Source organism: Mesorhizobium sp. B2-3-4 (assembly GCF_006442315.1).
GTDB lineage: Bacteria > Pseudomonadota > Alphaproteobacteria > Rhizobiales > Rhizobiaceae > Mesorhizobium.
In genome coordinates this window covers 155,131-179,304 of sequence record NZ_VFVY01000013.1, presented here as the reverse complement: position 1 = coordinate 179,304, position 24,174 = coordinate 155,131, and the positions used below count along the sequence as shown (strand labels likewise).

The window sequence follows — 24,174 nt, the reverse complement described above, 5'->3', positions numbered from 1 at the left end:
CCGATCGGAACCGGAGGCGCTAGGGTCGGGGTTCAAGTGGAGGAGCAAGATGCGATCGGAAGAGTTTCGTGCCGACAAGGCACGCCCGTTCACCGGGGCCGAGTATCTGGAGAGCCTGCGTGACGGGCGCGAGGTCTATATCAATGGCGAACGCGTCGCCGACGTCACCACGCATCCGGCAATGCGCAATTCGGCGCGGTCGCTGGCGCGGCTCTACGATGCGCTGCACGACCCCAAGCGGCGCGAGACGCTGACCTCGCCGACCGACACGGGCTCCGGCGGCTACACCCACAAATACTTCCGCGTCGCCAAATCGCCCAGTGAGCTTGCCGCCCAGCAGACGGCGATCGCCGAGTGGTCGCGCATGTCCTATGGCTGGATGGGGCGCACGCCCGACTACAAGGCGGCGCTGATGAACACGCTCGGCGCCAATGCGGACTGGTACGGCCCGTTCAAGGACAATGCGCTTGCCTGGCACAAACGCGCCCAGGACGCGGTGCTGTTCATGAACCATGCCATCGTCAATCCACCGATCGACCGGCACAAGCCGGCCGAACAGGTGAAGGATGTTTTCGTGCACATCACCGGGGAGACCGATGCCGGCATCACCGTCTCCGGCGCCAAGGTGGTGGCGACGTCCTCGGCGCTGACCCACTATAATTTCCTGGCGCAGGGCTCGGCGACGGTGACGGAGGATCCGTCGCTGTCGGTGATGTTCATCGTGCCGATGAACGCGCCGGGCATCAAGATGTTCTGCCGCGTCTCCTACGAGCAGACGGCCAACACGGTCGGCGCGCCGTTCGACTATCCCTTGTCGTCGCGCTTCGACGAGAACGACGCCATATTGGTGCTCGACAATGTCTTCATCCCCTGGGAGGACGTGCTGGTGCTGCGCGACGCGCAGAAGATCCTGTCGTTCCACCCGGCATCCGGCTTCATGCATGGCTATTGCTTCCAGGGCTGCACGCGCTTTGCCGTCAAGCTCGACTTCCTCGCCGGCCTGCTGGCCAAGGCGCTGCGCGCCACCGGCGGCGACGCGTTTCGCGGCAACCAGGCGGCGCTTGGCGAGGTCATCGCGCTGAGGCACATGTTCTGGAGTTTCTCCAACGCCATGGCGCATAACCCGATCCCGTGGGCGAATGGCGCCGTGCTGCCCAATCTCGATGCCGCGCTCGCCTACCGCACCTTCATGTCGGAAGCCTATCCGCGCGTCATCGACACAGTGCGCCGGGTGATCGCCTCGGGGCTCATCTACCTGCCGTCGTCGGTGCGCGACTTCGACAACCCTCAGATCGACAAATACCTGGCGCAATATGTGCGCGGCTCCAACGACATGGGCCATGTCGAGCGCATCAAGATCATGAAGCTCTTGTGGGACGCGACCGGCACCGAATTCGGCGGCCGCCACGCGCTCTATGAGCTCAACTATGCCGGCGCGCCGGAAGAAGTGCGGCTGCAGGTGCTGAAGGGCGCCGAGCGCGGCGGCCGGCTGAAGGCGATGGAGGAGCTGGTCGACACGTGCATGGCCGACTATGACGAACATGGCTGGACCGGCGACACCTGGCTGCCGCCGCTTGCTTCAGCGGCGCGGTGACGGAGATGGCCGCGCAGATTTCGAAGGCCGATTTCCGCGAAGCCATGGCAAGGGTCTGCGCACCGGTCAACATCATCACCACGGACGGGACGGCGGGACGCGGCGGCTTCACCGCCACCGCCATGTGCAGCGTTTCCGACGAGCCGCCAACGCTGTTGGTGTGCATGAACGGCCGCTCGGCGCAGGCGGCCATGTTCCTCGCCAACCGGCGCTTCTGCGTCAACGTGCTGACGCATGACCATATGCATCTGGCGGGAAAGTTCGCCGGCGCGATCCGCGACATGGAAGCCCGCTATTCGGCGGCGCGCTGGCAGACGCTGACTTCGGGCACGCCGGCGCTGTCGGACGCGATCGTCAATTTCGACTGCGAGATCGAGGATGTGCATGTGGTGGGCACGCACAATGTGATGATCGGTCGCGTCATCGATGTCCGGCACGGCAGCGGCGGCTCGGCGCTGCTCTATGTCGACCGCAATTACACGCAACCGACGCGGCTGGGGAGTTTTGGCGGGTGAGGCGGGATGGTGGCGCTGCATCAGCGTTCGAAATTGGCCGAGGCCTCCCCAACTTCGTCATCCTATGGCGGAGCAAGGAGCGAAGCGACGCGGCGCAGACCATAGGATCCATGCCGGGACTCAGATGCGCCGCCACGGTTCAGAATTCTGCACCGCTGCACCCTTCGGCTGAGGTCACGGAATGGATCCTAGGGTCTCCGCGACGCCGCTTCGCGGCTGCTTCGCCCCAGGATGACGAAGCGGTGAGGCTTCGCCAATATTCGAGACAATGGAGGCAGCCCATCGAGGCTCAGCTTTCCCCGTCGATCAGCGTCTCCAGCAGATCAAGCAGCTGCTCCAGCCTTTCCTGGCCAAACCGCTGCTCGATATCGTCGTAGATGATGCGCCGCTCGGGCGACAGGGCGTCGATCAGGGCGGAGCCGGCAGGGGCAATGGTGAGCACGACGCGGCGGCCGTCGCCTTCCGCCTTGTTGCGGGTGATGAATTTGCGGCCCTCGAGCGCCTTGATGATGCGGGTCAGGCTGGGCGGCAGCACCGAGGCGCGGTCGGCGAGCTCCGTCGCCTCGACTGAGCCGGCTTCGCTCAGCACGCGCAGCACACGCCATTGCTGTTCGGTCACGTCATGCGCGGCGAGCATCGGGCGAAACCGCGCCATCACCACTTCACGGGCGTGAAGCAGCGCCATGGGCAGGGAACGACGGGTGTTTTCAGGCAGCAAGAGGCACGTCCCCGATAAAGCGGTCGTCAGTCGGATTTGACCCGATATGGACAACGCCAAAACCCGACCTTTCCATCCCGTATCGTCGCCTCAGGCCGGATGCAAGGCTTGACTTAGAGGGCATCCCATGTAATTAACGCGTTAACTACAACAAAGCAATGTTTCAGGGAACGAAACGCGGTGCCTCACTTCTCCATCGAGTATTCGGCCAATCTCGATGCCAAGGTCGACATGCCTGAATTGTGCGCGCTGGTGTTGCGCACCGTGCTCGACACCGGGCTGTTCGAGACCGGCGCAGTGCGGGTGCGCGCCTTTCGCGCCGAGGCCTACGCCATTGCCGACAGGTTGCCGGAAAACGCCTTTCTCGACATGTCGTTCAGGATTGGAACCGGCCGCAGCGCCGAGGACAAGAAACGCACCGGCGACGCCATCTTCGCGGCGGTAAGCGACTATCTGGCCACACTGTTCGAGACGCCGCATTTCGCCTTGTCGCTGGAGATCAGGGAAATCGATCCGGCGCTGAGCTGGAAGAAGAATGCAATCCACCCGCGGCTGCGCGGCAAGTGACGGAAGGCTGACATGTCCGACCTCGAAGGCAATCTGAAAAAGGCCGAGGCCTATCTCGCCCGCTTCAAGCGCGACGGCGTCTTGAACCAGATCGGCGGCGAAGCGGCGCCGGCCGCCGACGGCTCGACGTTCGAAACCCTCTCTCCGGTCGATCTCAAGCCGCTGGCCAAGGTGGCGCGCGGCGGCATTGCCGACATCGACCGCGCGGCAAAAGCGGCAAAGGCCGCGTTCCCGGCCTGGTCGGCCATGCCGGGCGAAGCGCGCAAGAAGCTGCTGCACAAAATCGCCGACGCGATCGAGGCGCGCGCCGAGGAGATCGCCTTCGTCGAGTGCATGGACACCGGCCAGGCGCTGAAATTCATGGCCAAGGCCGCATTGCGTGGTGCCGAGAATTTCCGCTTCTTCGCCGACCGCGCGCCGGAGGCGCGCGACGGCGAGACGCTGCGGACATCAGGGCAGATCAACCTGACGACACGGGTGCCGATCGGGCCTGTCGGCATCATCACACCGTGGAACACGCCGTTCATGCTGTCGACCTGGAAGATCGCGCCGGCGCTGGCCGCCGGCTGCACCGTGGTTCATAAGCCGGCTGAATTCTCGCCGCTGAGCGCGCGCCTGCTGGTCGAGATCGCCGAGGAGGCCGGCCTGCCGAAGGGCGTGTGGAACCTGGTCAACGGGCTTGGCGAACATGCCGGCAAGGCGCTGACCGAACACCCCGACATCAAGGCGATCGGCTTCGTCGGCGAAAGCCGCACCGGCTCGATGATCATGAAGCAGGGCGCCGACACGCTGAAGCGCGTGCATTTCGAACTCGGCGGCAAGAACCCGGTGATCGTCTTCGCCGATGCCGATCTCGAGCGCGCGGCCGATGCGGCGGTGTTCATGATCTACTCGCTGAACGGCGAGCGCTGCACGTCGTCCTCGCGCCTGCTGGTGGAGGCCTCGGTCTATGACCGCTTCACCGACCTGGTTGCGGAGAAGGCCAAGCGCATCAAGATAGGCCATCCGCTCGATCCGAAGACCGTGGTCGGGCCGCTGATCCATCCGGTGCATGAGGAGAAGGTGCTGTCCTATATCGAGATCGGCAAATCGGAGGGCGCGGTGGTCGCGGCCGGCGGCGGGAAGTTCGACGGTCCGGGCGGCGGCTGCTATGTCAGCCCGACGCTGTTCACCGGCGCCACCAACAGGATGCGGATTGCCCAGGAGGAGATTTTCGGGCCGGTGCTGACCGCGATCGCCTTCAAGGACGAGGCGGACGCGCTGGCGCTCGCCAACGACACGAAATACGGCCTGACCGGCTATCTCTGGACCTCGGACGTTACCCGCGCCTTCCGCTTCACCGATGCGCTGGAGGCCGGCATGATCTGGGTGAATTCCGAGAATGTGCGCCACCTGCCGACACCGTTCGGCGGGGTCAAGAATTCCGGCATCGGCCGCGACGGCGGCGACCATTCCTTCGATTTCTACATGGAGACGAAGAACATCGCCTTCGCGACATCGGCGCACGCGATCCAGAAACTCGGCGGCTGACCGGAGGAAATCAGATGCCCTTGCCCAGACCCAATCTCTACCCCGCCTTCAACATCGTGCGGCTCAGCCATGTCGAACTGGCGGTTACCGATCTTGCCAAATCCCGCGCCTTCTATGTCGACACGCTCGGCCTGCAGGTGACCGACGAGACGTCCGGAGCCATCTACCTCAGGGCGATGGAGGAACGCGGCCACCACTGCATCGTGCTCAAGAAGGCCGGCACGGCCGAAGCGCGCGACCTCGGCTTCAAGGTGTTTTCCGACGAGGACCTCGACAAGGCCGAGCATTTCTTCAAAGGCAAGGGCCTGCCGGTGGAATGGGTCGAGCGGCCATACCAGTCGCGCACATTCCGCACGCGCGACCCGCACGGTATTCCGCTGGAATTCTACGCATCGATGGAAAGGCTGGCGCCGATCCACCAGAAATACGCGCTCTACAAGGGCGTGAAGCCGCTGCGCATCGACCACTTCAACTGCTTCTCGCCCAATGTCGACGAATCCGTCGCCTTCTACAACGAGCTCGGCTTTCGTGTCACCGAATACACGGAGGACGCTTCAAGCGGGAAGCTGTGGGCGGCCTGGACGCACCGCAAGGGCGGCGTCCACGACATCGCCTTCACCAACGGCGTCGGACCGCGCCTGCACCACGTCGCCTTCTGGGTGCCGACGCCGCTCAACATCATCGACCTGCTCGACCTGATGGCGACGACTGGCTATCTGCCGAACATCGAGCGCGGCCCCGGCCGGCACGGCATTTCCAACGCCTTCTTCCTGTATGTCCGCGATCCGGACAATCATCGTATCGAGATCTACTGCTCGGACTACCAGACGGTCGACCCCGATCTCGAGCCGATCAAGTGGGATTTGAAGGACCCGCAGCGCCAAACGTTGTGGGGCGCGCCGGCGCCGAAGAGCTGGTTCGAGGAGGGTAGCGTCTTTGCCGGCGCCACCGCGCGCCAGCCGGATCTGGCCGCCTCGCCGATCGTGGCGCCGTGAGCGGCAGCATGAACCGGCTCGCCACCTTCACCGTTAACGGCAAGACGCGCTATGGCGCCATCACGGCCAAGGGCGCCGTCGACCTTTTGGCTCGCCATCCCGAATGGCCCACGCTGCGCGAGGTGATCGAGGCCGGCGCCTTGCGGCGGCTGGCAGACGGAGCCGAGGCCCTTGCCGCGGATTTCGCGCTCGACGCCATCGCCTACGACATCCCGATCCCGACGCCGGAGAAGATCATCTGTGTCGGCGTCAACTATCCGGACCGCAACGAGGAGTACAAGGACGGGCAGGCAGCGCCCTCCAATCCGTCGCTGTTCATCCGCTTTCCCCGTTCCTTCGTCGGCCATAGCGCGGCGCTGGTGCGGCCGCCGGAATCGCCGCAGCTCGACTATGAGGGCGAGATCGTCATCGTCATCGGCAAGGGTGGCCGGCGCATCGCCGAGGCCGATGCCCTGAACCACATCGCGGCACTTTCGCTGTGCAACGAAGGCACCATCCGCGACTGGGTACGGCATGCCAAATTCAACGTCACGCAGGGCAAGAACTTCGACCGCACCGGCTCGATCGGCCCGTGGCTGGTGCCCTTCACCGACGAGGCTCAGATCGCCGACATCGCGCTCACCACCCGCGTCAATGGCGAGGTCCGCCAGCAGGATCGCACCGGCCGGATGATCTTTTCCTTCCGCAAGATCGTCAACTACGTCTCGACCTTCACGACAGTGGTGCCGGGCGATATCATCGTCACCGGCACGCCGACCGGCGCCGGCGCGCGCTTCGACCCGCCGATCTGGCTTAAGCCCGGCGACGTGATCGAAGTCGAGGCCGACGGCATCGGCGTGCTCAGGAACAGCGTCATCGACGAGGCAGCACTATGACCCCGGAGCAAGTGGACGACGCCGCCAACAGGCTGTTCGAGGCCGAGCGGTCGCGCCGCCAGATCCGGCTGCTCAGCCTCGATTTTCCGCAAGCGACGATGGAGGACGCCTACAGCGTCCAGGCGGCGCTGGTAAAGCGCAAGACCGATGCCGGGCTGAAGCCGAAGGGCTGGAAGATCGGCCTGACCTCCAAGGCGATGCAATATGCGCTGGCCATCGACACGCCGGATTCGGGCGTGCTGTTCGACGACATGTTCTTCAACGATGGCGCGACGGTTCCCGCAGGCCGCTTCATCCAGCCGCGCGTCGAGGCCGAGATCGCCTTCGTCATGAAGGCGCCGCTCAAGGGGCCTGGCGTGACCATCTTCGATGTGCTGAACGCCACCGACTACATCACGCCGGCGCTCGAAATCCTCGACACCCGCATCGAGCGCGTCAACGCCGAGACGAAGAAGGTGCGCACCTTCTTCGACACCATCTCGGACAATGCCGCCAATGCCGGCATCGTCATCGGCGGACGGCCGCAGCGGCCCGATGAAGCCGACATGCGCTGGATCGGCGCCATCGTGTCGCGCAATGCCGAAGTCGAGGAGACCGGGCTTGGCGCCGGCGTGCTCAACCATCCTGCCATGGGCATCGCTTGGCTGGCCGACAGGCTCGCTCGCTACGGCATGTCGATCGCGGGCGGCGAGGTCGTGCTGTCGGGCTCTTTCGTGCGTCCGGTCGAGGCACGGCCCGGCGACACGATCGTCGCCGATTTCGGCGCTTCGGGAACCGTCAGCGTCCACTTCGCCAAGGGCTGACGGCTCTATAGATTACTCGCCGCGCAGATAGGCGATCACCACGTCGGCCGCGATATCCGACATGCGCAGGCCGACTTCGCGGGTGATGTCGCCCTCGACGCGGCTTTGCACCCAGCCCAGGAAGGCGAAGGCCCGCAGCGCCGCGAACAGCGGCAGCGCGGCGATGTCCTGCGCGGTCAGGTCCCGCTCCTGCCGGTAGCCTTCGACCAGCGATGCCTCGATCATCGGATAGAGCGGCTCCTGGCGGTTCTGGTAGAGCGCGACGGCAAGGTCGTAGATGTGCCAGCCATAGCCGCAGTCGTCGAAGTCGATGATGCGGATCGCCCCGTCATGGATCATCACGTTCTCGCGCACCAGGTCGGCGTGGATGATGCCGAAATTGCGGGCGCTCCGCTCATGACCGGCAAGCGCCTTCATGGCCTTGTCCCGCGCCTGGAGAACCAGCGCGAGGCGGGTCTCGTCGAGGAAGGGCGAGGTCTCGAACGGCCCCCAGTTCGGGGCCGCGCCGAAGAAACCGTCGAAATTCCAGGCGTGGCGGGTAAAGCCGGCGGGCGGTGTCCAGCCTGTGGTGACATTGTGCATGTGGGCAATGGTTCGTCCCATGGCCGCGAATATCTGCCTTAGCTGCCCGGGCGTATAGCCGAACGGCACGCCGCGTGCGCCGACGGCGCGGCCTTCGAGCCAGCTCAGGCAGTCGACCTGGCGCGGTTGCGCCAGAGCGGGCGTGCTGACGAGCACGAACGCGTCGCCGGCCTGGGTGGCGACCGGAGACGGCGTGGCGACGCCCGCCGATTGCAGAAAGCCCATCCATTGCAGTTCCGACCGCAGCGCCGCATCCGTGTGATAGCCGAGCCGATGAACCCGCATGACGGCCGGCTGGCCGTCGGGCATGCCAACCTTGAAGACCGCATTCTCGCGATACTTCAAAAGCTCCGGCTTGCCATCGCGAACGCCCCAATGTTGGAGCGCGCGCCTGGCAAGTTCGGTGACATCGGCTTCGGTCTCGGGTTCCGGCTGGGTCGAGACTGCGTTCACGCCGGCGCTCCGGCGGCCTCGCCAAGCGCTTCGTCGAGTATGCCGACCAGGAAATCCGCGTTGTCGCGCGAGAACGGCATCGGCGGGCGGATCTTCAGCACATTGCCGTGGATGCCGGTCTTGCCGATCAGCACGCCACGGTCGCGCATGGCGTTGATGACGCGATTGGCAATGTCGGGCGCCGGTTCGCGCGTCCGGCGGTCGTTGACCAGTTCGGCGCCGAAGAACAGCCCGGCGCCCCTGACCTCGCCGATGCATTGATAACGAGCGGCGAGCGGCAGCAAGCGCTCCAGCGCATAGGCGCCGACATCATCCGCATTGGCGACGAGGTTTTCGTTCTCCAGCACGTCCAGCACCGCATTGGCCACCGCGCAGGAAACCGGATTGCCGCCGAAGGTGTTGAAGTAGCGGAAAGCGTTGCGGAAGGTCGCCAGTATCTCGCTTGTGGTGACGACGGCGGCGACCGGGTGGCCGTTGCCCATCGGTTTGCCCATGGTGACGATATCGGGGACAAAGCCGGCGCGCTGATGGCCCCAGAAATGGCTGCCGGTGCGGCCGAAACCGGGCTGCACCTCATCTGAAATGACCAGGCCGCCGGCTTCGCGCACCGCCGACAGCGCGTCGTCGAAAAAGCCACCCGGCAGTGTCGGAAAGCCTTCATTGGCGAGCAGCGGGCACAGGATGATGCCTGAAAGGCCGATGCCCTCCCCGGCCAGCGAGGCGATTGCCTCGCGCACGGCATCGCCGAAGGCCTTGCCATTGGCCATTGCGTCGGGATGGCGGTAGCTGTCGGGCGCCGGCACCAGCCTGACATGATGGACGCGGCCGCCGACCGGCGGCATGCGGGTCGAGAGCTGCGAAACCGCCGTCGTGTTGCCGTGATAGGTGGCGTCGGTGGCGATGATGCCCATCTGGCCGGAAGCCGCCTGCGCCATGCGCAGCGCGATGTCGTTGGCCTCGCTGCCGGTACAGGTGAGGATGGCGGTTGAGAGGCTGGCGTCGAAGGTCGCGGCCAGCCGCTCGACATAGTCGAGGATGGCGGTGTGGAGATAGCGCGTGTGGGTGTTGAGCAGGCTCGCCTGCCGGCACAGCGCCTCCACCACATGCGGGTGGCAGTGGCCGACATGGGCGACATTGTTGTAGGCGTCGAGATATTTGCGGCCGTCGGCGTCATAGAGCCAGACGCCCTCGCCGCGCACCAGATGTACCGGCTCGTCATAGAACAGTTGCGATTTCGCGCCGAGCAGCCGGCCACGCCGGCCAATGAGCGTTTCCCCGGCGATTTTTTCCTGCGAATGGGACATGCGTTTATCAGAACTCCGTTGTGTCAGTCGGTTCGTCAGGCCTTCGACAGGCCGGCATCGAGCGCTTCGCCGATCTTGGCCACGTCGGCGGCGCTGATGACCAGCGGCGGCGACAGGATGACGTTGTTGCCGGAGACGCGCAGCATGACGCCCGCTTCATAGGCGGCTTCCGAAACAACGCCCATGGTCTTCTTGTCGGCGGGTTTCTTGGTGGCACGGTCGGAGACCAGTTCCAGCGCCGCCATAAGGCCCTTGTACCTGACGTCGCCGAGGATCGCGTGTTTGGCCTTCAGCCCTTCCAGCAAGGCTCCGAGTTCGACGCCGCGCGCGGCGGCGTTCTCATCGAGGCGCAGCCGCCTGGTCTCGGCCAGTGCCGCCAGACCCGCGGCACAGCCGACCGGGTGGCCGGAATAGGTGTAGCCATGGCCGATCGCGCCGAAGCTGGTCTTGTCGGCCTCGAACACGTCGGCGACCTTGGCGCCAATCAAGGTGGCGCCAAGCGGGAAATAGCCCGAGGTGATCGCCTTGGCGATGGTCATGAAGTCAGGTTTTACGCCGGAGAGCCGCGAGCCCGACCATTCGCCGGTGCGGCCGAAACCGGTGACGACCTCGTCGGCGATCAGCAGAATCTCGTGGCGGTCGCAGATCTCGCGCACCAGCGGCATGAAGCTTTCATGCGGGACGATGACACCGCCCGCGCCAAGCACCGGCTCCATGATGAAGGCCGCGATGGTGTCGCCGCCCTGGAAGGCGATCTCGTCCTCCAGTGCCTTGGCGCAGAGTTTCGCCAGCCGCGCCGGATCGGTCTCGTCGAACGGATTGCGGAAGGTCCAGGGTGCCGGACTATGGAAGACGCCGGGCAGCAGCGGCTCGTAGTTGCGGCGGAAATTGGCGTTGCCGTTGACCGAGGCGCCGCCGAAATGCGTGCCGTGATAGCCTTTCTTCAGGGCGAGGAATTTGGTGCGGTCGCCCTGGCCGCGGATCTTCCAATATTGCCGCGCCAGCCGCAGTGCGGTCTCGACCGAATCCGAGCCGCCCGAGGTGAAGAAGGCGCGCACCATGCCTTCCGGCGCGAACCATTCGGTGAGTTCGTAGGCGAGCTCGATCGACGGTCCCGTCGAGGTGCCGCGAAAGCCCGAATAGTAGGGCAGTGCGCCGAGCTGGTCGGCGATCGCCTTCTTGATCGGGTCGCAGCTGTAGCCGAGATTGACGTTCCACAGGCCGCCGACGGCGTCGAGCACGGTGTTGCCGGCGATGTCGGTGACCATCACGCCCTCGCCCTTCATGATCACTTTGGGCGGGTTGGCCCGCATCTCGGCCGGATGCGCCATCGGGTGCCAGATCGGCTTGGCATTGGTCTCGGTGAGGAAGTTGATGTCGCGCATCACAAGGCTCCGCAAATATCTCAGGCAGCTGGGACGAGGTCGAAATGGCTAAGCGCCTCGGCATAGGAATGGGCCGGCCGGGCAACGTCGAAATGAACCGTGCGCATGCCGGCGGCGTGTCCGCCTTCCACATTGCGCAACTGGTCGTCGACGAACACGCAGGCGCCCGCAGGCAGACCAAGCGCCTCGGTGACGAAGCCATAGGCGCGCGGGTCAGGCTTGAGGATGCCGGTGTGGGTGGCGTCGATGATGGTCTCGAACAGGCCGAGCAGCGGTAGCCGCCGCCGGAAATCGGCGCCGTAGAACAGGTCGAGTTCGTTGGACAGGATCGCCAGGCGAAATCCCGCCGCCTGGATGGCGCGGATGGCGCGGTCGGCTTCGGGCCGCACCACCTTTTCCGGCTCGGCGCCCCGCGCCCGCTGGACAAAGGTTTCCATCGCCTGCCAGTCCTCGCCGACGAGCCGGCCGACCTCGCTGGTGCGGGTGCGCCAATAGTCGCGCTCGCTGATCTCGTTGGCCTGCATGGAACGCCACAGCGGATCGCTGCCCGGATCGAACGGTCCGCGCCATTGCAGCGTGCCCGGCTTCAGGCCGAGCGCCTGTTCGGTCAAGGCATGGGTCTCGAACAGCGTGCGGGTGACGACGCCGCCGAAATCGAGCACCAGCGCCTGGGCTGGAACGGCGCTCACGCCGCCACTTCCTTGGCCGCGGCACCGCGCGGGATGATGCCTTCCTCCACCCAGCGGTCGAAGATTTCCAACGCCTTGGCGACGAAGCCGTCGCTGTTGATGTGGGCCTCGATCTCGTGGAACTCGACGCCGGCCGGAACAGACTTGCGCATTTCATCGATAAAGGCGGCAAGCGCCTCCGGTTCATAGAGCGGCTCGCCGTCGGCGTCCCACTCCTGGATACCTTGCGACGGTAGGATAAGGGCGGAACGTCCCTTGGCCATGCCAAGCTTGGCGGCGATGGTCCGGGCGACCTGACGGCGATCATCGGCATCGATGGTGATCGAGGCGATCAGCCTGTTGTGGGCATGGAACGGTCGGCCGGAAAACTTAGCCGGCAAATCCTGCCAGGTCGGCAGGTCGACCATGTCGACCGCGCCGGGCGCGGCGATCTGCGGAATGCCGCGCGCGCCGGCATTTTCCAGCCGGTCGGCGCCGGAGCTGACGACGGAGCCGGCGAGATGATTGGTGATCTCCTGCAGGCTGAAGTCGAAGACCGCGCAGAAATGGTCCTGGCCGGCGATCGATTCGAAGGCGCGGCCGCCCATGCCGGTGGTGTGGAAGACAGCCACGTCATAGCCGCGCCGCTCCAGCGCCGGCTTCAGCGTCTTCATGTAGCGCAGGCACGAGCTGCCGAGCGAGGTCATGCCGATGGTGGGAACGGTCGCCGGCGCCGAGGCCTGGGTCTCGATCACGATCCTCGCCGCGCCGACGACGGCCCCGCAAGCCTGCGACAGGACCAGCTTGCAGATGGCGTTGAGGCCGTAGAGCCCGCCCGCCCAGAGGATCATCATCAGGTCGGGCGCGACGCGCTCCGGCGGGATCAGGTGCGAATAGGCTATGGTCGAGACGACGAATTTCGGCACGCCGAGCGGCAGGCTGAGCGCCACGTCGAGCGCCAGGTCGGTGCCCATCGAGCCGCCGATGGCGATGAAGGCATCGATCTCGCCATTTCGATGCAGCTTGCGCACCAGTTGCACGGCGCCGCCCGCCATCAGCGTCATGGCGGTATTCTCGTCGCCGCTGGCGACGATCTCCTCGATCGTCACATCGACGGCCCGGGCGACGGCATGCTTGTCGTGATCGGGACTATAGGGCGGATTGCCGAGCACGCTGACATCCATCATCACGGCGCTGCCGCCCGATGCCTCGATGCAGGCTTTCATGAACAGCAACTCGTCGGCCTTGGTATCGCCCGTGCCGATGACGAGGATGCGGGGCGTCTGTCCGGACATCAGGCCTGCCTCCTCAGCGCTTGCAGATTATCGCCATTGAGCCGCATCGAAATCTCCCGCGCCGCGGCCACCGCCGCAAGTCCGCGCTGCGCGATATCGGCCGGCGTCGTCCTGGCCTTTGGCGCAGCCACCGCGATCGTGCCGAGCGCGAACCCGTCCGCCGCCAGGATCGCCGCCGCGACCGAGATGACGCCCTCTTCCAGGCCCTGGTCGCAGATCGAATAGCCCCGCTCCCGCGCCTCGGCCATGCAGTGGGCTATTGCGGCGGGTTCGGTCAGCGTGTGCGTGGTAAAGGCTTCGAGCGAGCCGCCCAGACATGAATTGACGGCCTCGTCCCTGGCGAAGGCGAGATAGACGAGGCCAGATGCTGTCGAGTGCAGCGGCAAGAGCTGGCCGATGTCGACATTGACCCGGTTTGCCCGCGCCGGATGCTCGACATGGACGGTGACCAGCCTGTCGAGGCCGAATTCCGACAGATGCACTGTCTCGGCCGTCGCGACGGCCAGATCCCGCACCAGCGGCACGGCCGTCTGCACGAAGGGAAAGCGGGCCTCGCGGATACGCGCCAGCCGCGACAGGCCGGCGCCGAGCCGATAGAGCCGCGTCGCCGTGTCCTGCTCGACGAAGCCGTGGCCGGTCAGCGCCACCAGAAGGCGGCGCGTGGTCGCCTTGTCGAAGCCGGACCGGCGCGCCAGGTCGGACAGGCCGAGCTCCGGCTGGTCCAGTGTGAACAGCTCCAGAAGTGAGATTGCCTTGCCGACCGTACCCAACCCTGCCTCCCAGCATCGCCGCTCGCTGACGGCAATCAATTAACGTGTGAATTAACTTGACAGCAAGCCGCTTTATTTGCAAGTCTATATTCAAAATAACGGTTCAAATAATGAACCACGTCCAGAGCGCATGGGAAAGGCCAATCGGCCGGCGAACCAGACCGGTTCGCAAACAGGAGGGACCAATGTCAGCAGTTTCGGAACAGGCGCCGGCCAACAGGCTGCGCAAGAACAGTCTCGGCGTCGGCGCCATCACCTTCATGGTGATTTCGGCCGCCGCACCGCTTACGGCAGTGGCGGGCGGCACGCCGCTCGGCATGCTGATGGGCAATGGCGCCGGTTTTGCCGGCACCTATCTCATCGTGACGGTGCTGCTGCTCCTGTTCGCGGTCGGCTATGTCGCCATGTCGCGCCATGTCGGCAACGCCGGCGCCTTCTACGCCTATGCCGCGCGCGGCCTGGGCGGCCTTGCCGGCGGCGCCACCGCGCTGATCGCCATCCTCTCCTACAATGCCATGCAGATCGGGGTCATGGGGCTGCTGGGCGCCGCCACATCGGGCCTGTTCGCCGGCTGGGGCATCAACCTGCCCTGGTGGGTGTGGAGTTTCATCGCCATCGCCATCGTCGCCGTGCTCGGCTACCGCCAGGTCGACCTGTCGGCCAAGATCCTGACCGTGCTGGTTCTGTGTGAATACGCCGTGGTGCTGATCCTCGATCTCACCATCCTGAAGACCGGCGGCGACAGCGGCCTGTCGGCGGCGCCGTTCAGCTGGGGCCAGATCACCTCGGGCGCACCGGCCATCGCCATCCTGTTCTGCTTTGCCGCCTTCATCGGCTTCGAGGCGACCACCATCTATGCCGAGGAGGCTCGCGACCCCAAGGTCACCATTCCTCGCGCCACCTATTTCTCGGTGATCCTGATCGGCGTCTTCTACATGGTCACCGCCTGGCTGATGGCGGTGGGCGCCGGCGTCGACAAGCTGCTGCCCGCCTTGCAGGGCCTGCAGGATCCGACCACTTTCCTGTTCGGCCTGTCCGACCGCTATGCCGGGACATTGCTGACCCACGCGATGAGCATCCTGTTCGTCTCCAGCCTGTTCGCCGGCGTGCTGGCCTTCCACAACGCGGTCGCCCGCTACATCTACGTCTCGGGCCGCGAGAAGCTCTTGCCGACGTCGATCGGCGTGACGCATTCCTCGCACCAGAGCCCGCACGTCGCCTCTGTCATTCAGAGCGTGCTTGCGGCTGTCGTCGTCGGGCTGTTCGCCGTGCTCGGGCTCGATCCGGTGCTGGCGCTGTTCTCGTGGCTGACCAATGTCGCGACGCTCGGCGTCATCGTGATGATGGCGGTCGCCTCGCTCGCCGTGGTGATGTACTTCCGCGCCAACCCATCGGCCCAGGAGAACGCGGTGAAGACCACGCTCCTGCCCGGCCTGACGTTCATCGCCTTCGTCGTCATCATCTACCTGATCGTCATCAATTTCGGCAGCCTGTCGGGAGCCGGCGGCTTCCTCGGCGCGTTCCTGCCGGGACTGGTGCTGATCGCCGGCGTGGTGGGCCTGCTTTTGGCGGGCGCCTTGAAGGGCCGCGATCCGGTCGCCTACGAAAACCTCGGCGTGCCGCTCAAGGACTAAAGCTCGGATATGAATGAACCACCGGGGCGGCGCGACAGCCGCCCCGCCCATCGTAAAGGGGAGTGGCGGCCGTGAGCTTTGCCGAGAACATCACCGTCGAGGCGCTGGAAGCCGACCCCTACCCGATCTACGCCGAACTCAGGCGCAGCGCGCCGGTCGCCTTCGTGCCCTCGGTCAATCTCTGGTTCGTCACCCGCTGGAAGGATGTCGAGCTGGTGGCGAAGACCCCCGACATTTTCTCGGCCATCGTCAGGGCCGGCGTGTCTCCGGTCGAGCGCTCCTTCGGCAAGCCGACCATCCTGACCAGCGATGGCGAGGTGCATAAGGACCTGCGCGGTGGCGTCGATCCGAAATACCGGCCGCGCACCGTCGCCTCCTATGCCGGCGACCTCGTGCGCTCCATCGCCGAACCCTATCTCGACGCGATCGCCCGTCGCGGGTCGGCTGAACTGATGGCCGATTACTTCGAACCGGTGTCGACGCTCAGCCTGGCGCGCTCGCTTGGCCTCACCGACATCGACATGCCGACACTGCGGCGCTGGTTCTACGGGCTTGCCCAGGGCGCCATCAATTTCGAGAACGACCCGAAACGGCAGGACATTTCCGACGCCATCGGCGCCGAGGTGAGCAAGGCGGTGACGCCGACGCTGGAGAGGCTTGCCCGCGAACCCGACGGTTCGGCTTTGTCGCATATGCTGCATGACGGCATGGCGGAGGGCCGGACGCGGTCCGCCGACTATCTGATGCCGACCATCAAGGTGATCCTGCTTGGCGGCATGCAGGAACCGGGCCATGGCGCCGGCTCGATCCTTGTCGGCCTGCTCGGCAACCCCGGCCAGTTGCGGCAGGTGCTCGACGATCCCGACACTTTCGTGCCCAAGGCCGTCGATGAAGGCCTGCGCTGGGTGGCGCCTATCGGCACGCAGACGCGCGAGACGACGCGCGCGGTCGAGATGGGCGGGACGACGATCCCCGCCGGCGCACCGATCGCGGCACTGGTCTCGTCAGCGAGCCGCGACGAAAGCCGCTTCAGCGACCCCGAGCGTTTCGACATCAACCGCGACGAGGGCAACCACGCCGCCTTCGGCTTCGGTCATCATTTCTGTTCCGGCCGGTTTTTCGCGCGCGATCAGATGTGCCTTGCGGTAAGGCTGCTGCTGGAGCGATTTCCCGACCTCAGCCTGGTGCCCGGCAAGGAGCCGGTGTTCCGCGGCTGGGAGTTCCGGGCGCCCACCACATTGCATGTCAGTTTCGGAGCCGGTTGCCCATGATCAGTCAAAATGCCATCGACACGCTGCGCAAGGCGGAGATCGGCGCGCGCGGCCTGTTCATCGATGGCGCGCAGTCGGCGGGAACTACCGGCGCGACGCTGCCCGTCATTTCGCCGATCGATGGGCGCGCCTTCGCCAGCATCGCCGATGGCAATGCCGCCGATATCGACCGCGCCGTCAAATCGGCGCGCAAGGCGTTCGAGAAAGGGTCATGGTCGCGGGCGGCACCCGCCTTTCGCAAGAAGGTGCTGTCGAAATTCGCCGACCTGATCGAGAAAAATGTCGACGAGCTTGCCGTGCTCGGCGTGCGCGACAACGGCACCGAGATCGGCATGGCCTACAAGGCCGAGCCGCTGTCGGCCGCCGGCACCATCCGCTACTACGCCGAGGCGATCGACAAGGTCTATGGCGAGATCGCGCCGACCGCCGAGACCGTGCTGGGGCTGATCCACAAGGAACCGCTCGGCGTCGTCGGCGTCATCGTGCCCTGGAATTTCCCGTTGATGATCGGCGCGTGGAAAATCGCCCCGGCGCTGGCCGCGGGTAATTGCGTGGTAGTGAAGCCGCCGGAGATCGCCTCGCTGACGCTGTTGCGGCTGGCGGAACTGGCCGCCGAGGCCGGCCTGCCCGCCGGCGTGCTCAATGTCGTCACAGGCCGTGGTTCGGTAGCGGGAGAGGCGCTTGGCCTGCACATGGATGTCGACGCCATCGCCTTCACCGGTTCAGGACCTGTCGGCCGCCGGCTGCTCGAATACTCCGCCCGCTCCAATCTGAAGCGCGTCTTCCTCGAACTCGGCGGCAAGTCTCCCAACATCGTCTTTGCCGACGCGTCCGACCTGAAGCAGGCGGCGGTCGTCTCGGCCAACGGCATCTTCCGCAATTCCGGCCAGGTCTGCGTCGCCGGCTCGCGGCTGCTGGTTCAGGCCTCGGTCTATGACCGTTTCATGGACGAGCTTTTGTCCGCGACGACGCGGCTGAAGGTCGGCGATCCGCTCGATCTCGCGAGCGATATCGGCGCGGTGTCGAGTGCCGAGCAGCTGGATAAGAATCTCGGCTTCGTCGCCAAGGCTGCGCAAGAAGGCGCAAGGCTGGTCACCGGCGGCGAACGGATCCTGACGGAAACCGGCGGCAGCTACATGGTGCCGACGATCTTCGAGAATGTGACCGAGCAGATGCAGCTTGCCCGCGAGGAAGTGTTCGGACCGGTGCTCGGCGTCATGCGTTTCGAGACAGAGGAAGAAGCGGTGCGGCTTGCCAATTCGACGGTCTACGGGCTGGCGTCGGCGGTGTGGACATCGAACCTCTCCACCGCGCATCGCATGGTGCGCGCCATCAATGCCGGCGTCGTCCACGTCAACACCTATGGCGGCGCCGACATCACCGTGCCGCTCGGCGGCGTCAAGCAGTCCGGCTTCGGCCGTGACAAGTCGCTGCACGCGCTGGAGAAATATATGGAATTGAAGACCGCGTGGATCGCGCTCTGAGTCTCCCGGTTCATCGAGGAGCCCAGCCATCAGCACGAGATATCGGAGCGTCATGCGGCCCCGCCGCGGACGGTTCGGCGATGGCTGTGCTCCCGATCCCGAGATTTTTGAGAGAATATTCCCGGCTGCGATGAGGCGAGCGAAACCCATTCTTTGATAAAATCGATAGAATTTCTGATGCTGAGGTCAAGGCTAGGCAATCCGCCTCGTCGCCATGACTTCACAACCCAGAGATTCCGACATGTCCGACATCGACAACACTTTGTCTTCTTCCCCAAGGTCAACCATCAACCGGCGTAGCGGCCTTGCTTTGCTGTTCGCGTCCGCCGTCGCGGTCGGCAGCCTGATGGCGCCGCATGCCTCTTTCGCCGAGGACAAGAAGGCGATCAAGGTTGGCATCATCAGCGGCGAGGACGAAGACGTCTGGCGTGTGGTCGTGGCCCAGGCCGCCGAGAAGGGCCTCACCATCGAGCCCGTCGTCTTCAACGACTACACCCAGCCCAACGAGGCGCTGGAGCGCGGCGAGATCGACGCCAACGCCTTCCAGCACCAGCCCTATCTCGACAACCAGATCAAGACGCAGGGCTATCACATCGTGCGCGTCGGCTATACCGGCGTCTGGCCGATCGGCCTCTACTCCAAGAAGTTCACGAAAGTCACCGACCTGCCGGAGGGCGCGGTCATCGGCGTGCCTAACGATCCGTCCAATGAGGGCCGGGCGCTGCGCGTTCTGCAGAATGAAGGGGTGATCAAGCTGAAGGACGGCACCGGCATCCTGGCCACGACGGCCGACATCGCGGAAAACCCGAAGAAGGTCGAGATCAAGGAACTGGACGCCGGCATCGTCGGCCGCTCGGTCGAGGACCTCGACGCCGCCGTGGTCAACACCGACTGGGCGCTGAAAAGCGGCCTGACCCCGGAAAATCGCATCGCACAGGAGCCGATCGCGGACAATCCGTACCGCAACTTCATCGCGGTGAAGGTCGGCAATGAGAATGAGGCCTGGGTGAAGACGCTGGTCGCCTCCTACCAGAACGAGGCGGTCAAGGCCGAGTTCGACAAGGTCTACAAGGGCACCGGCCTCAGCGCCTATTGAGGCCACCCGCGCCTTGGCGCGGATGACGACCAGAAACGCAGCGGTCCGCGCTCGACGCGCGGGCCGCGATCGTATTTCAGGAACCCGACATGAACCAGCATTTCACCGCAAGCGCCGAAACCGGGAGCCAAGCCGGCTTGCCGCCTCAGGACGTGGTGCGGCTTGTCGACCTGAAGCGCCGTTTCGGCGAGACGGCGGCACTCGACGGCATTTCGCTGACCGTGCGCAAGGGCGAGATCCTCGGCATTATCGGCCGCAGCGGCGCCGGCAAATCGACGCTGATCCGCTGCCTGAACGGACTGGAGCGGCCTGATTCCGGCGAGGTCTTCATCGAGGGCCGCGAGATCAGCCGCCTTGGCGAGCGCGAGCTGCAGCCGCTGCGCCGGCGCATCGGCATGATCTTCCAGCATTTCAATCTGCTGTCGGCCAAGACCGTCGAGGACAATGTGGCGCTGCCGCTGAAGATCGAGGGCGTCGCCAAGGCCGAGCGGCTCAGGCGCGCTGCGGAGTTGCTGGACCTCGTCGGCCTGTCGGAGAAGGCCAGGGCCTATCCGGCGTCGCTGTCGGGCGGCCAGAAGCAGCGCGTCGGCATCGCCCGGGCGCTCGCCGCACGGCCGGCGCTGCTTCTGTCCGACGAAGCCACCTCCGCGCTCGATCCGGAGACGACAAGGTCCATTCTCGCCTTGCTGAAAGACATCAACCGGCAACTCGGCCTGACCATCCTGCTGATCACCCACGAGATGGAGGTGATCCGCTCGATCGCCGACCGCGTGGCGGTGATCGATGCCGGGCGCATCGTCGAGCAAGGGCCGGTGTGGTCGGTGTTCGCCGATCCGCGATCGGACATCACAAAGCGGCTGCTCGGCACGATCCGGCCGCAGCTGCCTGAGGAGCTGGCCGCCCGGCTCCAGCCGTCGGCCGGCGCGCAGACCATCCTGCGCGTGGACGTGGCCGGCGAGGCCGCGCGTGGCCCGCTGCTGTCCGACCTCGCGAGGACCGTGCCTGGTGCCTTCAATCTCGTCCATGGCGGTATCGACCACATCCAGCGGGAGCCGGTGGGAACGCTGTTCCTCTCCATCCCTGGCGGCGATGCGGGCCATCTCGCCGAGGTGATCGCTTTTCTAAGATCCCGCCAGGCGCGGGTGGAGGTGCTTGGCCATGTCGCCGATCCTGTTTGAGCTCCTGCTGCGGTCGATCTGGGAGACCGTGCTGATGACGGCCGCCTCCGGCCTGATCTCGCTGGTCTTCGGCCTGCCGCTCGGCCTCGCCTTGATCGCCACCGAGCGCGGCGGCATCGCCGAAAGCCTTTGGGTCAACCGCGTGCTCGGCGCCGTCATCAACGGCTTCCGCTCGGTGCCCTTCATCATCCTTCTGGTGGCGCTGATCCCGGTGACGCGGCTGATCGTCGGCACGTCGATCGGCACCTGGGCGGCGATCGTGCCGCTGTCGATCGCCGCCACGCCCTATTACGCGCGCATCGCCGAAGTGTCGCTGCGCGAGGTCGACCACGGGCTGATCGAGGCGGCGCGCGCCATGGGCGGCAACCGCTGGACGATCATCCGCGAGGTGCTGGTGCCGGAGGCTCTGCCCGGCATCGTCGCCGGCTTCACGGTGACGCTGGTGACCCTGGTCGGCGCCTCGGCCATGGCAGGCGCGATCGGCGCCGGCGGCCTCGGCGACCTTGCCATCCGCTACGGCTATCAGCGCTTCGAGACGTCGGTGATGGTGGCGGTGGTCATCGTGCTGATCATCCTGGTCTGTGGGATTCAGTGGGCGGGGGATCGGCTGGTGGCGCGGCTGGATCGGCGGGGGTAAGCCGGCGAGCTAGGCGATGATGTCTTCGATGAGAGCCTGTAGTGGTGCTTCGGACCCACTGAAACTGTCGACCATGGCTTGGATCACCCGGTCACGGTCGAGGGCATCGGCGTTGAAAGTGTAGCCTGCGTGCTCGGCGAGCATGGCAAGGAAAGTGAGTTGGGTGCGGCCATTGCCTTCGCGAAAAGGATGCACGGCATTGATCTCCGCGATGATGTGCGCCAGGTGCTTCGCGAAGCTGACTCTGCCAAGATCAGCCAGGTGGTCGGGGTTGCCTAGTTCGCGGAACACCCGCGCCATCTCATTGGCAATGTGTTCGGGATAACAGAACCAACTGCCGGCCTTGCCGATGCGGATCGTGCGCGCCTTACCCGCCCAGCCATATACATCCTGGAACAAGTGCCGGTGCAGGCCGAGATAGTGAACATAGTCGAGTTCGCCTGCCGGAAGAGGCTCATCGGCGCGAGTCAGGAACAGGGCGAGCTCGACCTCATCAAGTTCGGCTTGGTCGCGGACGTCCAGCAGATTGATAAGCACCGTCGTGCCGGGATAGCAAAGCGGATCGAACTCGGCAGCGTAGACCAACGTCTATTTCTTCTTGCGGATTTCTTCCTTGATGAGCGAACGCCGCTCATCACCGGACAGTCCGCGCCGCGCGCTCTGGCTAAGTATTTCACCCATGCGGGGGGACAGGGTCATGCCTTCCACGGCGCTGATTTTCTCGCCGCGCGCGCTCGTCAAAACGAACTGGCCTGTCTTGGCCGAACGGATGATTCTTGAACTAGGAGACTTCATTGGGAAATCTTATCATACGCTCGGAGGCGAGGCCAAAACGATTTCCGAGCAAATCAAGCTAAGCCCGCAACCTCGTCCCCTCCGGGTCAAAGAACGGCATCGGCGCCACCACCGCGCGGGTCGATGCACCCTCGATGTCGATGCTAAGTTCGGTGCCGACAGCCGTGAACGGCAGCCGTAGATGCGCGGTCGCCAGCACCTTGCCGAGCGAATAACCGTGGTCGCTGTAGGTGACGACGCCGGCATCCTCGCCACCGGCCAGAACCCTGGCATCTGTCGCAGCCGGCCTGTCGCCATCCAAGATCAGCCCGGTCCAACGCTCGTCGAGGCCCTTGTCGCGGATCTTGAGCAATGCCTCGCGGCCGATGAAATCGCCCTTGTCGAACTTGATCCAGCGGTCGAGGCCTACATGGAACGGCGTGCGGCTCTCGTCCATGTCGATGCCATGCGCAGGATAGGCCTTTTCCAGGCCGAGCGTGAACATGGCCAGCACGCCATAGGGCTTCAGACCGAAGTCTCTCCCCGCACGCATCAGCACCTCCCAGACCGAGGCTGCCTCGTCGGCCGGCACGAACAGTTCGAAGCCGAGTTCGCCGGTGACACCGGTGCGCGAGATCAGCACCTTCGTATCGCCGACATGCCCTGAGGTGAACGCCCAGCGCTTCAACCCGTCGAGATCGGCATCCGAGATCATCGTCTTCAGCAGCGCGCGCGAGCGCGGTCCCTGTATGGTCGGGAAGGCGACCGCGGCTGTGATGTCTGTGACGTAGGCTTTCCGGCCCTGCGCATGATGCTGCAGCCAGGGCAGGATCTTCAGCCGGTTGACCGAGCCGGTCACCAGCATGAAATGCTCCGACCCCAGCCGGAACACGGTGAGGTCGTCCATGATGCCGCCATCGTCGCGGCAAACGGTCGTGTAGCGGACATGGCCGGGCTTCATCGCCGCCGCATCGTTGACGATGACATGGTTGACCAGCGCCTCGGCGTCCGGGCCCTTGATGTCCATCTTGCCCATGGTGCTGAGGTCCTGGACGCCGACATTTTCGCGCGTGTTCAGGTGTTCGTCGGCAATACCGGAATAATATTTGGCCGAGACGAAATTGCCGCCGACGCGGCCCATCGTGGCGCCAAGCCCGACGATGCTGCTGTAGAAAGGGGTGCGCCGCTCAACCAAGGAACTTCTCCATATGCATGAAAACGGCAGCGCCTGCCGGCGCCGCCGAAGAGGGATGCCGTCGCTCTCAGGAACCGTAGACGTCGAAGGAGAAATACTTGTCGTTGATTTCCTTGTATTTCCCGTTGGCGCGCAAGGCGTCGATCGCCGCATTGAACTTGTCGGCCAGTTCCTTGTTGCCCTTCTGCAGCGCGATGCCGACGCCGGGACCGTGGATGGCCGGATCGGCGGTCAGAGTGCCGAGCAGTTTGCAGCAGGCGCCGTCGGGCTTCTTCAGCCATTCGGTCAGGATGATCGAGCCGTCCATGACAGCGTCGAGCCGGCCATTGGCCATGTCGGTGCGGGCGTCGTCGCCGGTCGGATAGGCCTTGACGGTCGATCCCTTGTATTTCTGCTCGGCGAAATTCTGATGGATGGTGGCGCTCTGCACGCCGAGCACCTTGCCCTTGAGGTCATCCGGCGAGGTGCCCGCGATGGTCGAGTCCTTCGGCACCGCGATGGCCGGCGGCGTCTGGTAGTATTTGTGGGTGAACTCGACCTTCTCGGCCCGTTCCGGCGTGATGGTGATGTTGATGATGGCATCGAACTTTCCGGCCTGCAGCGCGGGAATCGAACCATCGAAATCCTGGACGGAGAATTCGCATTCGACCTTCATCTCGGCGCACAGCGCCTTGCCGAGATCGATGTCGAAGCCGCCCAGCGTGCCGTCGGAATTGGCATAGTTGAAGGGCGGATAGGCGCCCTCGGTGCCGAGCCTGAGCTTGTCCTGGGCTGAAGCGGCACCGGTGGCGAGGGTGAAGGCGACGGAAGCGGCAAGCACGAAACGACCGAAAAGACGCATGTTCGAGATC

Annotated in this window: 24 protein-coding genes; 13 read left to right on the top strand and 11 right to left on the bottom strand. The window is 65.0% G+C overall.

What is annotated here, in order from left to right; all coding sequences use genetic code 11:
• Positions 1 to 49: 49 nt before the first annotated feature.
• Both FJ967_RS20130 and FJ967_RS20125 read left to right on the top strand, forming a co-directional pair.
• A complete protein-coding gene (locus FJ967_RS20130) occupies positions 50 to 1,594 on the top strand; it encodes a 4-hydroxyphenylacetate 3-hydroxylase N-terminal domain-containing protein (protein ID WP_140733571.1) in 1,545 nt (514 codons plus the stop codon).
• 5 nt (positions 1,595 to 1,599) lie between these two features.
• Positions 1,600 to 2,109: a flavin reductase gene (locus FJ967_RS20125; protein WP_140733570.1), complete on the top strand. Its 510-nt coding sequence runs from the start codon at positions 1,600 to 1,602 to the stop codon at positions 2,107 to 2,109.
• Between the two features lie 289 nt (positions 2,110 to 2,398).
• Here the strand turns inward: FJ967_RS20125 and hpaR are convergent, their stop codons facing one another.
• Positions 2,399 to 2,794, bottom strand: a complete 396-nt coding sequence (hpaR, locus tag FJ967_RS20115; RefSeq protein WP_246675322.1) for a homoprotocatechuate degradation operon regulator HpaR — start codon at positions 2,792 to 2,794, stop codon at positions 2,399 to 2,401.
• 213 nt (positions 2,795 to 3,007) lie between these two features.
• On the opposite strand from hpaR, the gene FJ967_RS20110 reads away from it, so the two are divergent.
• The 5 genes from FJ967_RS20110 to hpaH are packed head-to-tail and all read left to right on the top strand — an operon-like array spanning position 3,008 to position 7,597.
• Entirely contained in the window at positions 3,008 to 3,394 is a 387-nt protein-coding gene (locus FJ967_RS20110; RefSeq protein WP_140733568.1) for a 5-carboxymethyl-2-hydroxymuconate Delta-isomerase, read from the top strand.
• Positions 3,395 to 3,406: 12 nt separating this feature from the next.
• Positions 3,407 to 4,924, top strand: coding sequence for a 5-carboxymethyl-2-hydroxymuconate semialdehyde dehydrogenase (hpaE, locus tag FJ967_RS20105; protein ID WP_140733567.1), 1,518 nt, complete (start codon positions 3,407 to 3,409; stop codon positions 4,922 to 4,924).
• A 14-nt stretch (positions 4,925 to 4,938) separates the two neighbouring features.
• Positions 4,939 to 5,919 (top strand): 3,4-dihydroxyphenylacetate 2,3-dioxygenase, encoded by a 981-nt coding sequence (gene hpaD, locus FJ967_RS20100; protein WP_140733566.1) that lies wholly within the window; start codon positions 4,939 to 4,941, stop codon positions 5,917 to 5,919.
• A gap of 8 nt (positions 5,920 to 5,927) precedes the next feature.
• The gene (locus FJ967_RS20095) at positions 5,928 to 6,794 is read left to right on the top strand and encodes a fumarylacetoacetate hydrolase family protein (RefSeq protein ID WP_140733565.1); all 867 of its coding nucleotides are present in this window, start codon (positions 5,928 to 5,930) and stop codon (positions 6,792 to 6,794) included.
• Complete coding sequence (gene hpaH / locus FJ967_RS20090) at positions 6,791 to 7,597, top strand: 2-oxo-hept-4-ene-1,7-dioate hydratase (protein WP_140733564.1); 807 nt, start codon at positions 6,791 to 6,793, stop codon at positions 7,595 to 7,597. Before FJ967_RS20095 ends, hpaH begins: the two co-directional genes overlap by 4 nt.
• A 12-nt stretch (positions 7,598 to 7,609) precedes the next feature.
• On the opposite strand, the gene FJ967_RS20085 is transcribed toward hpaH, so the two are convergent.
• From FJ967_RS20085 to FJ967_RS20060, 6 genes are read right to left on the bottom strand one after another with little or no spacing between them, the layout of a single operon-like run.
• Positions 7,610 to 8,632: a phosphotransferase gene (locus tag FJ967_RS20085; RefSeq protein ID WP_140733563.1), complete on the bottom strand. Its 1,023-nt coding sequence runs from the start codon at positions 8,630 to 8,632 to the stop codon at positions 7,610 to 7,612.
• Positions 8,629 to 9,936 (bottom strand): aminotransferase class III-fold pyridoxal phosphate-dependent enzyme, encoded by a 1,308-nt coding sequence (locus FJ967_RS20080; protein ID WP_140733562.1) that lies wholly within the window; start codon positions 9,934 to 9,936, stop codon positions 8,629 to 8,631. Before FJ967_RS20080 ends, FJ967_RS20085 begins: the two co-directional genes overlap by 4 nt.
• A gap of 35 nt (positions 9,937 to 9,971) precedes the next feature.
• Positions 9,972 to 11,321, bottom strand: a complete 1,350-nt coding sequence (locus FJ967_RS20075; RefSeq protein ID WP_140733561.1) for an aminotransferase class III-fold pyridoxal phosphate-dependent enzyme — start codon at positions 11,319 to 11,321, stop codon at positions 9,972 to 9,974.
• Positions 11,322 to 11,341: 20 nt separating this feature from the next.
• Positions 11,342 to 12,010: an HAD-IA family hydrolase gene (locus FJ967_RS20070; RefSeq protein WP_140733560.1), complete on the bottom strand. Its 669-nt coding sequence runs from the start codon at positions 12,008 to 12,010 to the stop codon at positions 11,342 to 11,344.
• Complete coding sequence (locus tag FJ967_RS20065) at positions 12,007 to 13,284, bottom strand: Tm-1-like ATP-binding domain-containing protein (protein WP_140733559.1); 1,278 nt, start codon at positions 13,282 to 13,284, stop codon at positions 12,007 to 12,009. Before FJ967_RS20065 ends, FJ967_RS20070 begins: the two co-directional genes overlap by 4 nt.
• Positions 13,284 to 14,054: an IclR family transcriptional regulator gene (locus tag FJ967_RS20060; protein ID WP_140733558.1), complete on the bottom strand. Its 771-nt coding sequence runs from the start codon at positions 14,052 to 14,054 to the stop codon at positions 13,284 to 13,286. The genes FJ967_RS20065 and FJ967_RS20060 overlap by 1 nt, the downstream gene beginning before the upstream one ends.
• A 185-nt stretch (positions 14,055 to 14,239) precedes the next feature.
• Here FJ967_RS20060 and FJ967_RS20055 point away from each other — a divergent pair, with 185 nt between their 5' ends.
• The 6 genes from FJ967_RS20055 to FJ967_RS20030 all read left to right on the top strand — a co-directional run bounded on the left by FJ967_RS20055 (position 14,240) and on the right by FJ967_RS20030 (position 21,354).
• Positions 14,240 to 15,688 (top strand): APC family permease, encoded by a 1,449-nt coding sequence (locus FJ967_RS20055; protein WP_140733557.1) that lies wholly within the window; start codon positions 14,240 to 14,242, stop codon positions 15,686 to 15,688.
• A 71-nt stretch (positions 15,689 to 15,759) separates the two neighbouring features.
• Positions 15,760 to 16,959 carry a cytochrome P450 gene (locus FJ967_RS20050; protein WP_140733556.1) on the top strand — a complete coding sequence of 400 codons (1,200 nt, stop codon included), beginning with the start codon at positions 15,760 to 15,762 and terminating at the stop codon, positions 16,957 to 16,959.
• Positions 16,956 to 18,443, top strand: a complete 1,488-nt coding sequence (locus tag FJ967_RS20045) for an aldehyde dehydrogenase (RefSeq protein ID WP_140733555.1) — start codon at positions 16,956 to 16,958, stop codon at positions 18,441 to 18,443. The genes FJ967_RS20050 and FJ967_RS20045 overlap by 4 nt, the downstream gene beginning before the upstream one ends.
• A gap of 241 nt (positions 18,444 to 18,684) precedes the next feature.
• Positions 18,685 to 19,539 (top strand): MetQ/NlpA family lipoprotein, encoded by an 855-nt coding sequence (locus FJ967_RS20040; RefSeq protein WP_140733554.1) that lies wholly within the window; start codon positions 18,685 to 18,687, stop codon positions 19,537 to 19,539.
• Between the two features lie 89 nt (positions 19,540 to 19,628).
• The gene (locus tag FJ967_RS20035) at positions 19,629 to 20,717 is read left to right on the top strand and encodes a methionine ABC transporter ATP-binding protein (RefSeq protein ID WP_140733553.1); all 1,089 of its coding nucleotides are present in this window, start codon (positions 19,629 to 19,631) and stop codon (positions 20,715 to 20,717) included.
• Positions 20,698 to 21,354, top strand: coding sequence for a methionine ABC transporter permease (locus tag FJ967_RS20030; RefSeq protein ID WP_140733552.1), 657 nt, complete (start codon positions 20,698 to 20,700; stop codon positions 21,352 to 21,354). Before FJ967_RS20035 ends, FJ967_RS20030 begins: the two co-directional genes overlap by 20 nt.
• A gap of 9 nt (positions 21,355 to 21,363) precedes the next feature.
• Here the strand turns inward: FJ967_RS20030 and FJ967_RS20025 are convergent, their stop codons facing one another.
• The 4 genes from FJ967_RS20025 to FJ967_RS20010 form a co-directional block, all read right to left on the bottom strand.
• Positions 21,364 to 21,939 carry a Fic family protein gene (locus FJ967_RS20025; RefSeq protein WP_140733551.1) on the bottom strand — a complete coding sequence of 192 codons (576 nt, stop codon included), beginning with the start codon at positions 21,937 to 21,939 and terminating at the stop codon, positions 21,364 to 21,366.
• 3 nt (positions 21,940 to 21,942) lie between these two features.
• Entirely contained in the window at positions 21,943 to 22,149 is a 207-nt protein-coding gene (locus FJ967_RS20020) for a hypothetical protein (protein WP_140733550.1), read from the bottom strand.
• 58 nt (positions 22,150 to 22,207) lie between these two features.
• Positions 22,208 to 23,323 (bottom strand): aminomethyltransferase family protein, encoded by a 1,116-nt coding sequence (locus FJ967_RS20015; RefSeq protein WP_181176020.1) that lies wholly within the window; start codon positions 23,321 to 23,323, stop codon positions 22,208 to 22,210.
• A 67-nt stretch (positions 23,324 to 23,390) separates the two neighbouring features.
• Positions 23,391 to 24,164 (bottom strand): ABC transporter substrate-binding protein, encoded by a 774-nt coding sequence (locus FJ967_RS20010; RefSeq protein WP_140733549.1) that lies wholly within the window; start codon positions 24,162 to 24,164, stop codon positions 23,391 to 23,393.
• Between the last annotated feature and the right edge of the window lie 10 nt (positions 24,165 to 24,174).

What these genes read in the sequence shown, in the direction of transcription:
- FJ967_RS20130 (WP_140733571.1), top strand. Translation starts at nt 50, where the DNA reads ATGCGATCGGAAGAGTTTCGTGCCGACAAGGCACGCCCGTTCACCGGG.
- FJ967_RS20125 (WP_140733570.1), top strand. Translation starts at nt 1,600, where the DNA reads ATGGCCGCGCAGATTTCGAAGGCCGATTTCCGCGAAGCCATGGCAAGG.
- hpaR (WP_246675322.1), bottom strand. Translation starts at nt 2,794, where the DNA reads ATGGCGCTGCTTCACGCCCGTGAAGTGGTGATGGCGCGGTTTCGCCCG.
- hpaE (WP_140733567.1), top strand. Translation starts at nt 3,407, where the DNA reads ATGTCCGACCTCGAAGGCAATCTGAAAAAGGCCGAGGCCTATCTCGCC.
- hpaD (WP_140733566.1), top strand. Translation starts at nt 4,939, where the DNA reads ATGCCCTTGCCCAGACCCAATCTCTACCCCGCCTTCAACATCGTGCGG.
- FJ967_RS20095 (WP_140733565.1), top strand. Translation starts at nt 5,928, where the DNA reads ATGAACCGGCTCGCCACCTTCACCGTTAACGGCAAGACGCGCTATGGC.
- hpaH (WP_140733564.1), top strand. Translation starts at nt 6,791, where the DNA reads ATGACCCCGGAGCAAGTGGACGACGCCGCCAACAGGCTGTTCGAGGCC.
- FJ967_RS20080 (WP_140733562.1), bottom strand. Translation starts at nt 9,936, where the DNA reads ATGTCCCATTCGCAGGAAAAAATCGCCGGGGAAACGCTCATTGGCCGG.
- FJ967_RS20075 (WP_140733561.1), bottom strand. Translation starts at nt 11,321, where the DNA reads ATGCGCGACATCAACTTCCTCACCGAGACCAATGCCAAGCCGATCTGG.
- FJ967_RS20065 (WP_140733559.1), bottom strand. Translation starts at nt 13,284, where the DNA reads ATGTCCGGACAGACGCCCCGCATCCTCGTCATCGGCACGGGCGATACC.
- FJ967_RS20055 (WP_140733557.1), top strand. Translation starts at nt 14,240, where the DNA reads ATGTCAGCAGTTTCGGAACAGGCGCCGGCCAACAGGCTGCGCAAGAAC.
- FJ967_RS20045 (WP_140733555.1), top strand. Translation starts at nt 16,956, where the DNA reads ATGATCAGTCAAAATGCCATCGACACGCTGCGCAAGGCGGAGATCGGC.
- FJ967_RS20040 (WP_140733554.1), top strand. Translation starts at nt 18,685, where the DNA reads ATGTCCGACATCGACAACACTTTGTCTTCTTCCCCAAGGTCAACCATC.
- FJ967_RS20035 (WP_140733553.1), top strand. Translation starts at nt 19,629, where the DNA reads ATGAACCAGCATTTCACCGCAAGCGCCGAAACCGGGAGCCAAGCCGGC.
- FJ967_RS20030 (WP_140733552.1), top strand. Translation starts at nt 20,698, where the DNA reads ATGTCGCCGATCCTGTTTGAGCTCCTGCTGCGGTCGATCTGGGAGACC.
- FJ967_RS20020 (WP_140733550.1), bottom strand. Translation starts at nt 22,149, where the DNA reads ATGAAGTCTCCTAGTTCAAGAATCATCCGTTCGGCCAAGACAGGCCAG.
- FJ967_RS20010 (WP_140733549.1), bottom strand. Translation starts at nt 24,164, where the DNA reads ATGCGTCTTTTCGGTCGTTTCGTGCTTGCCGCTTCCGTCGCCTTCACC.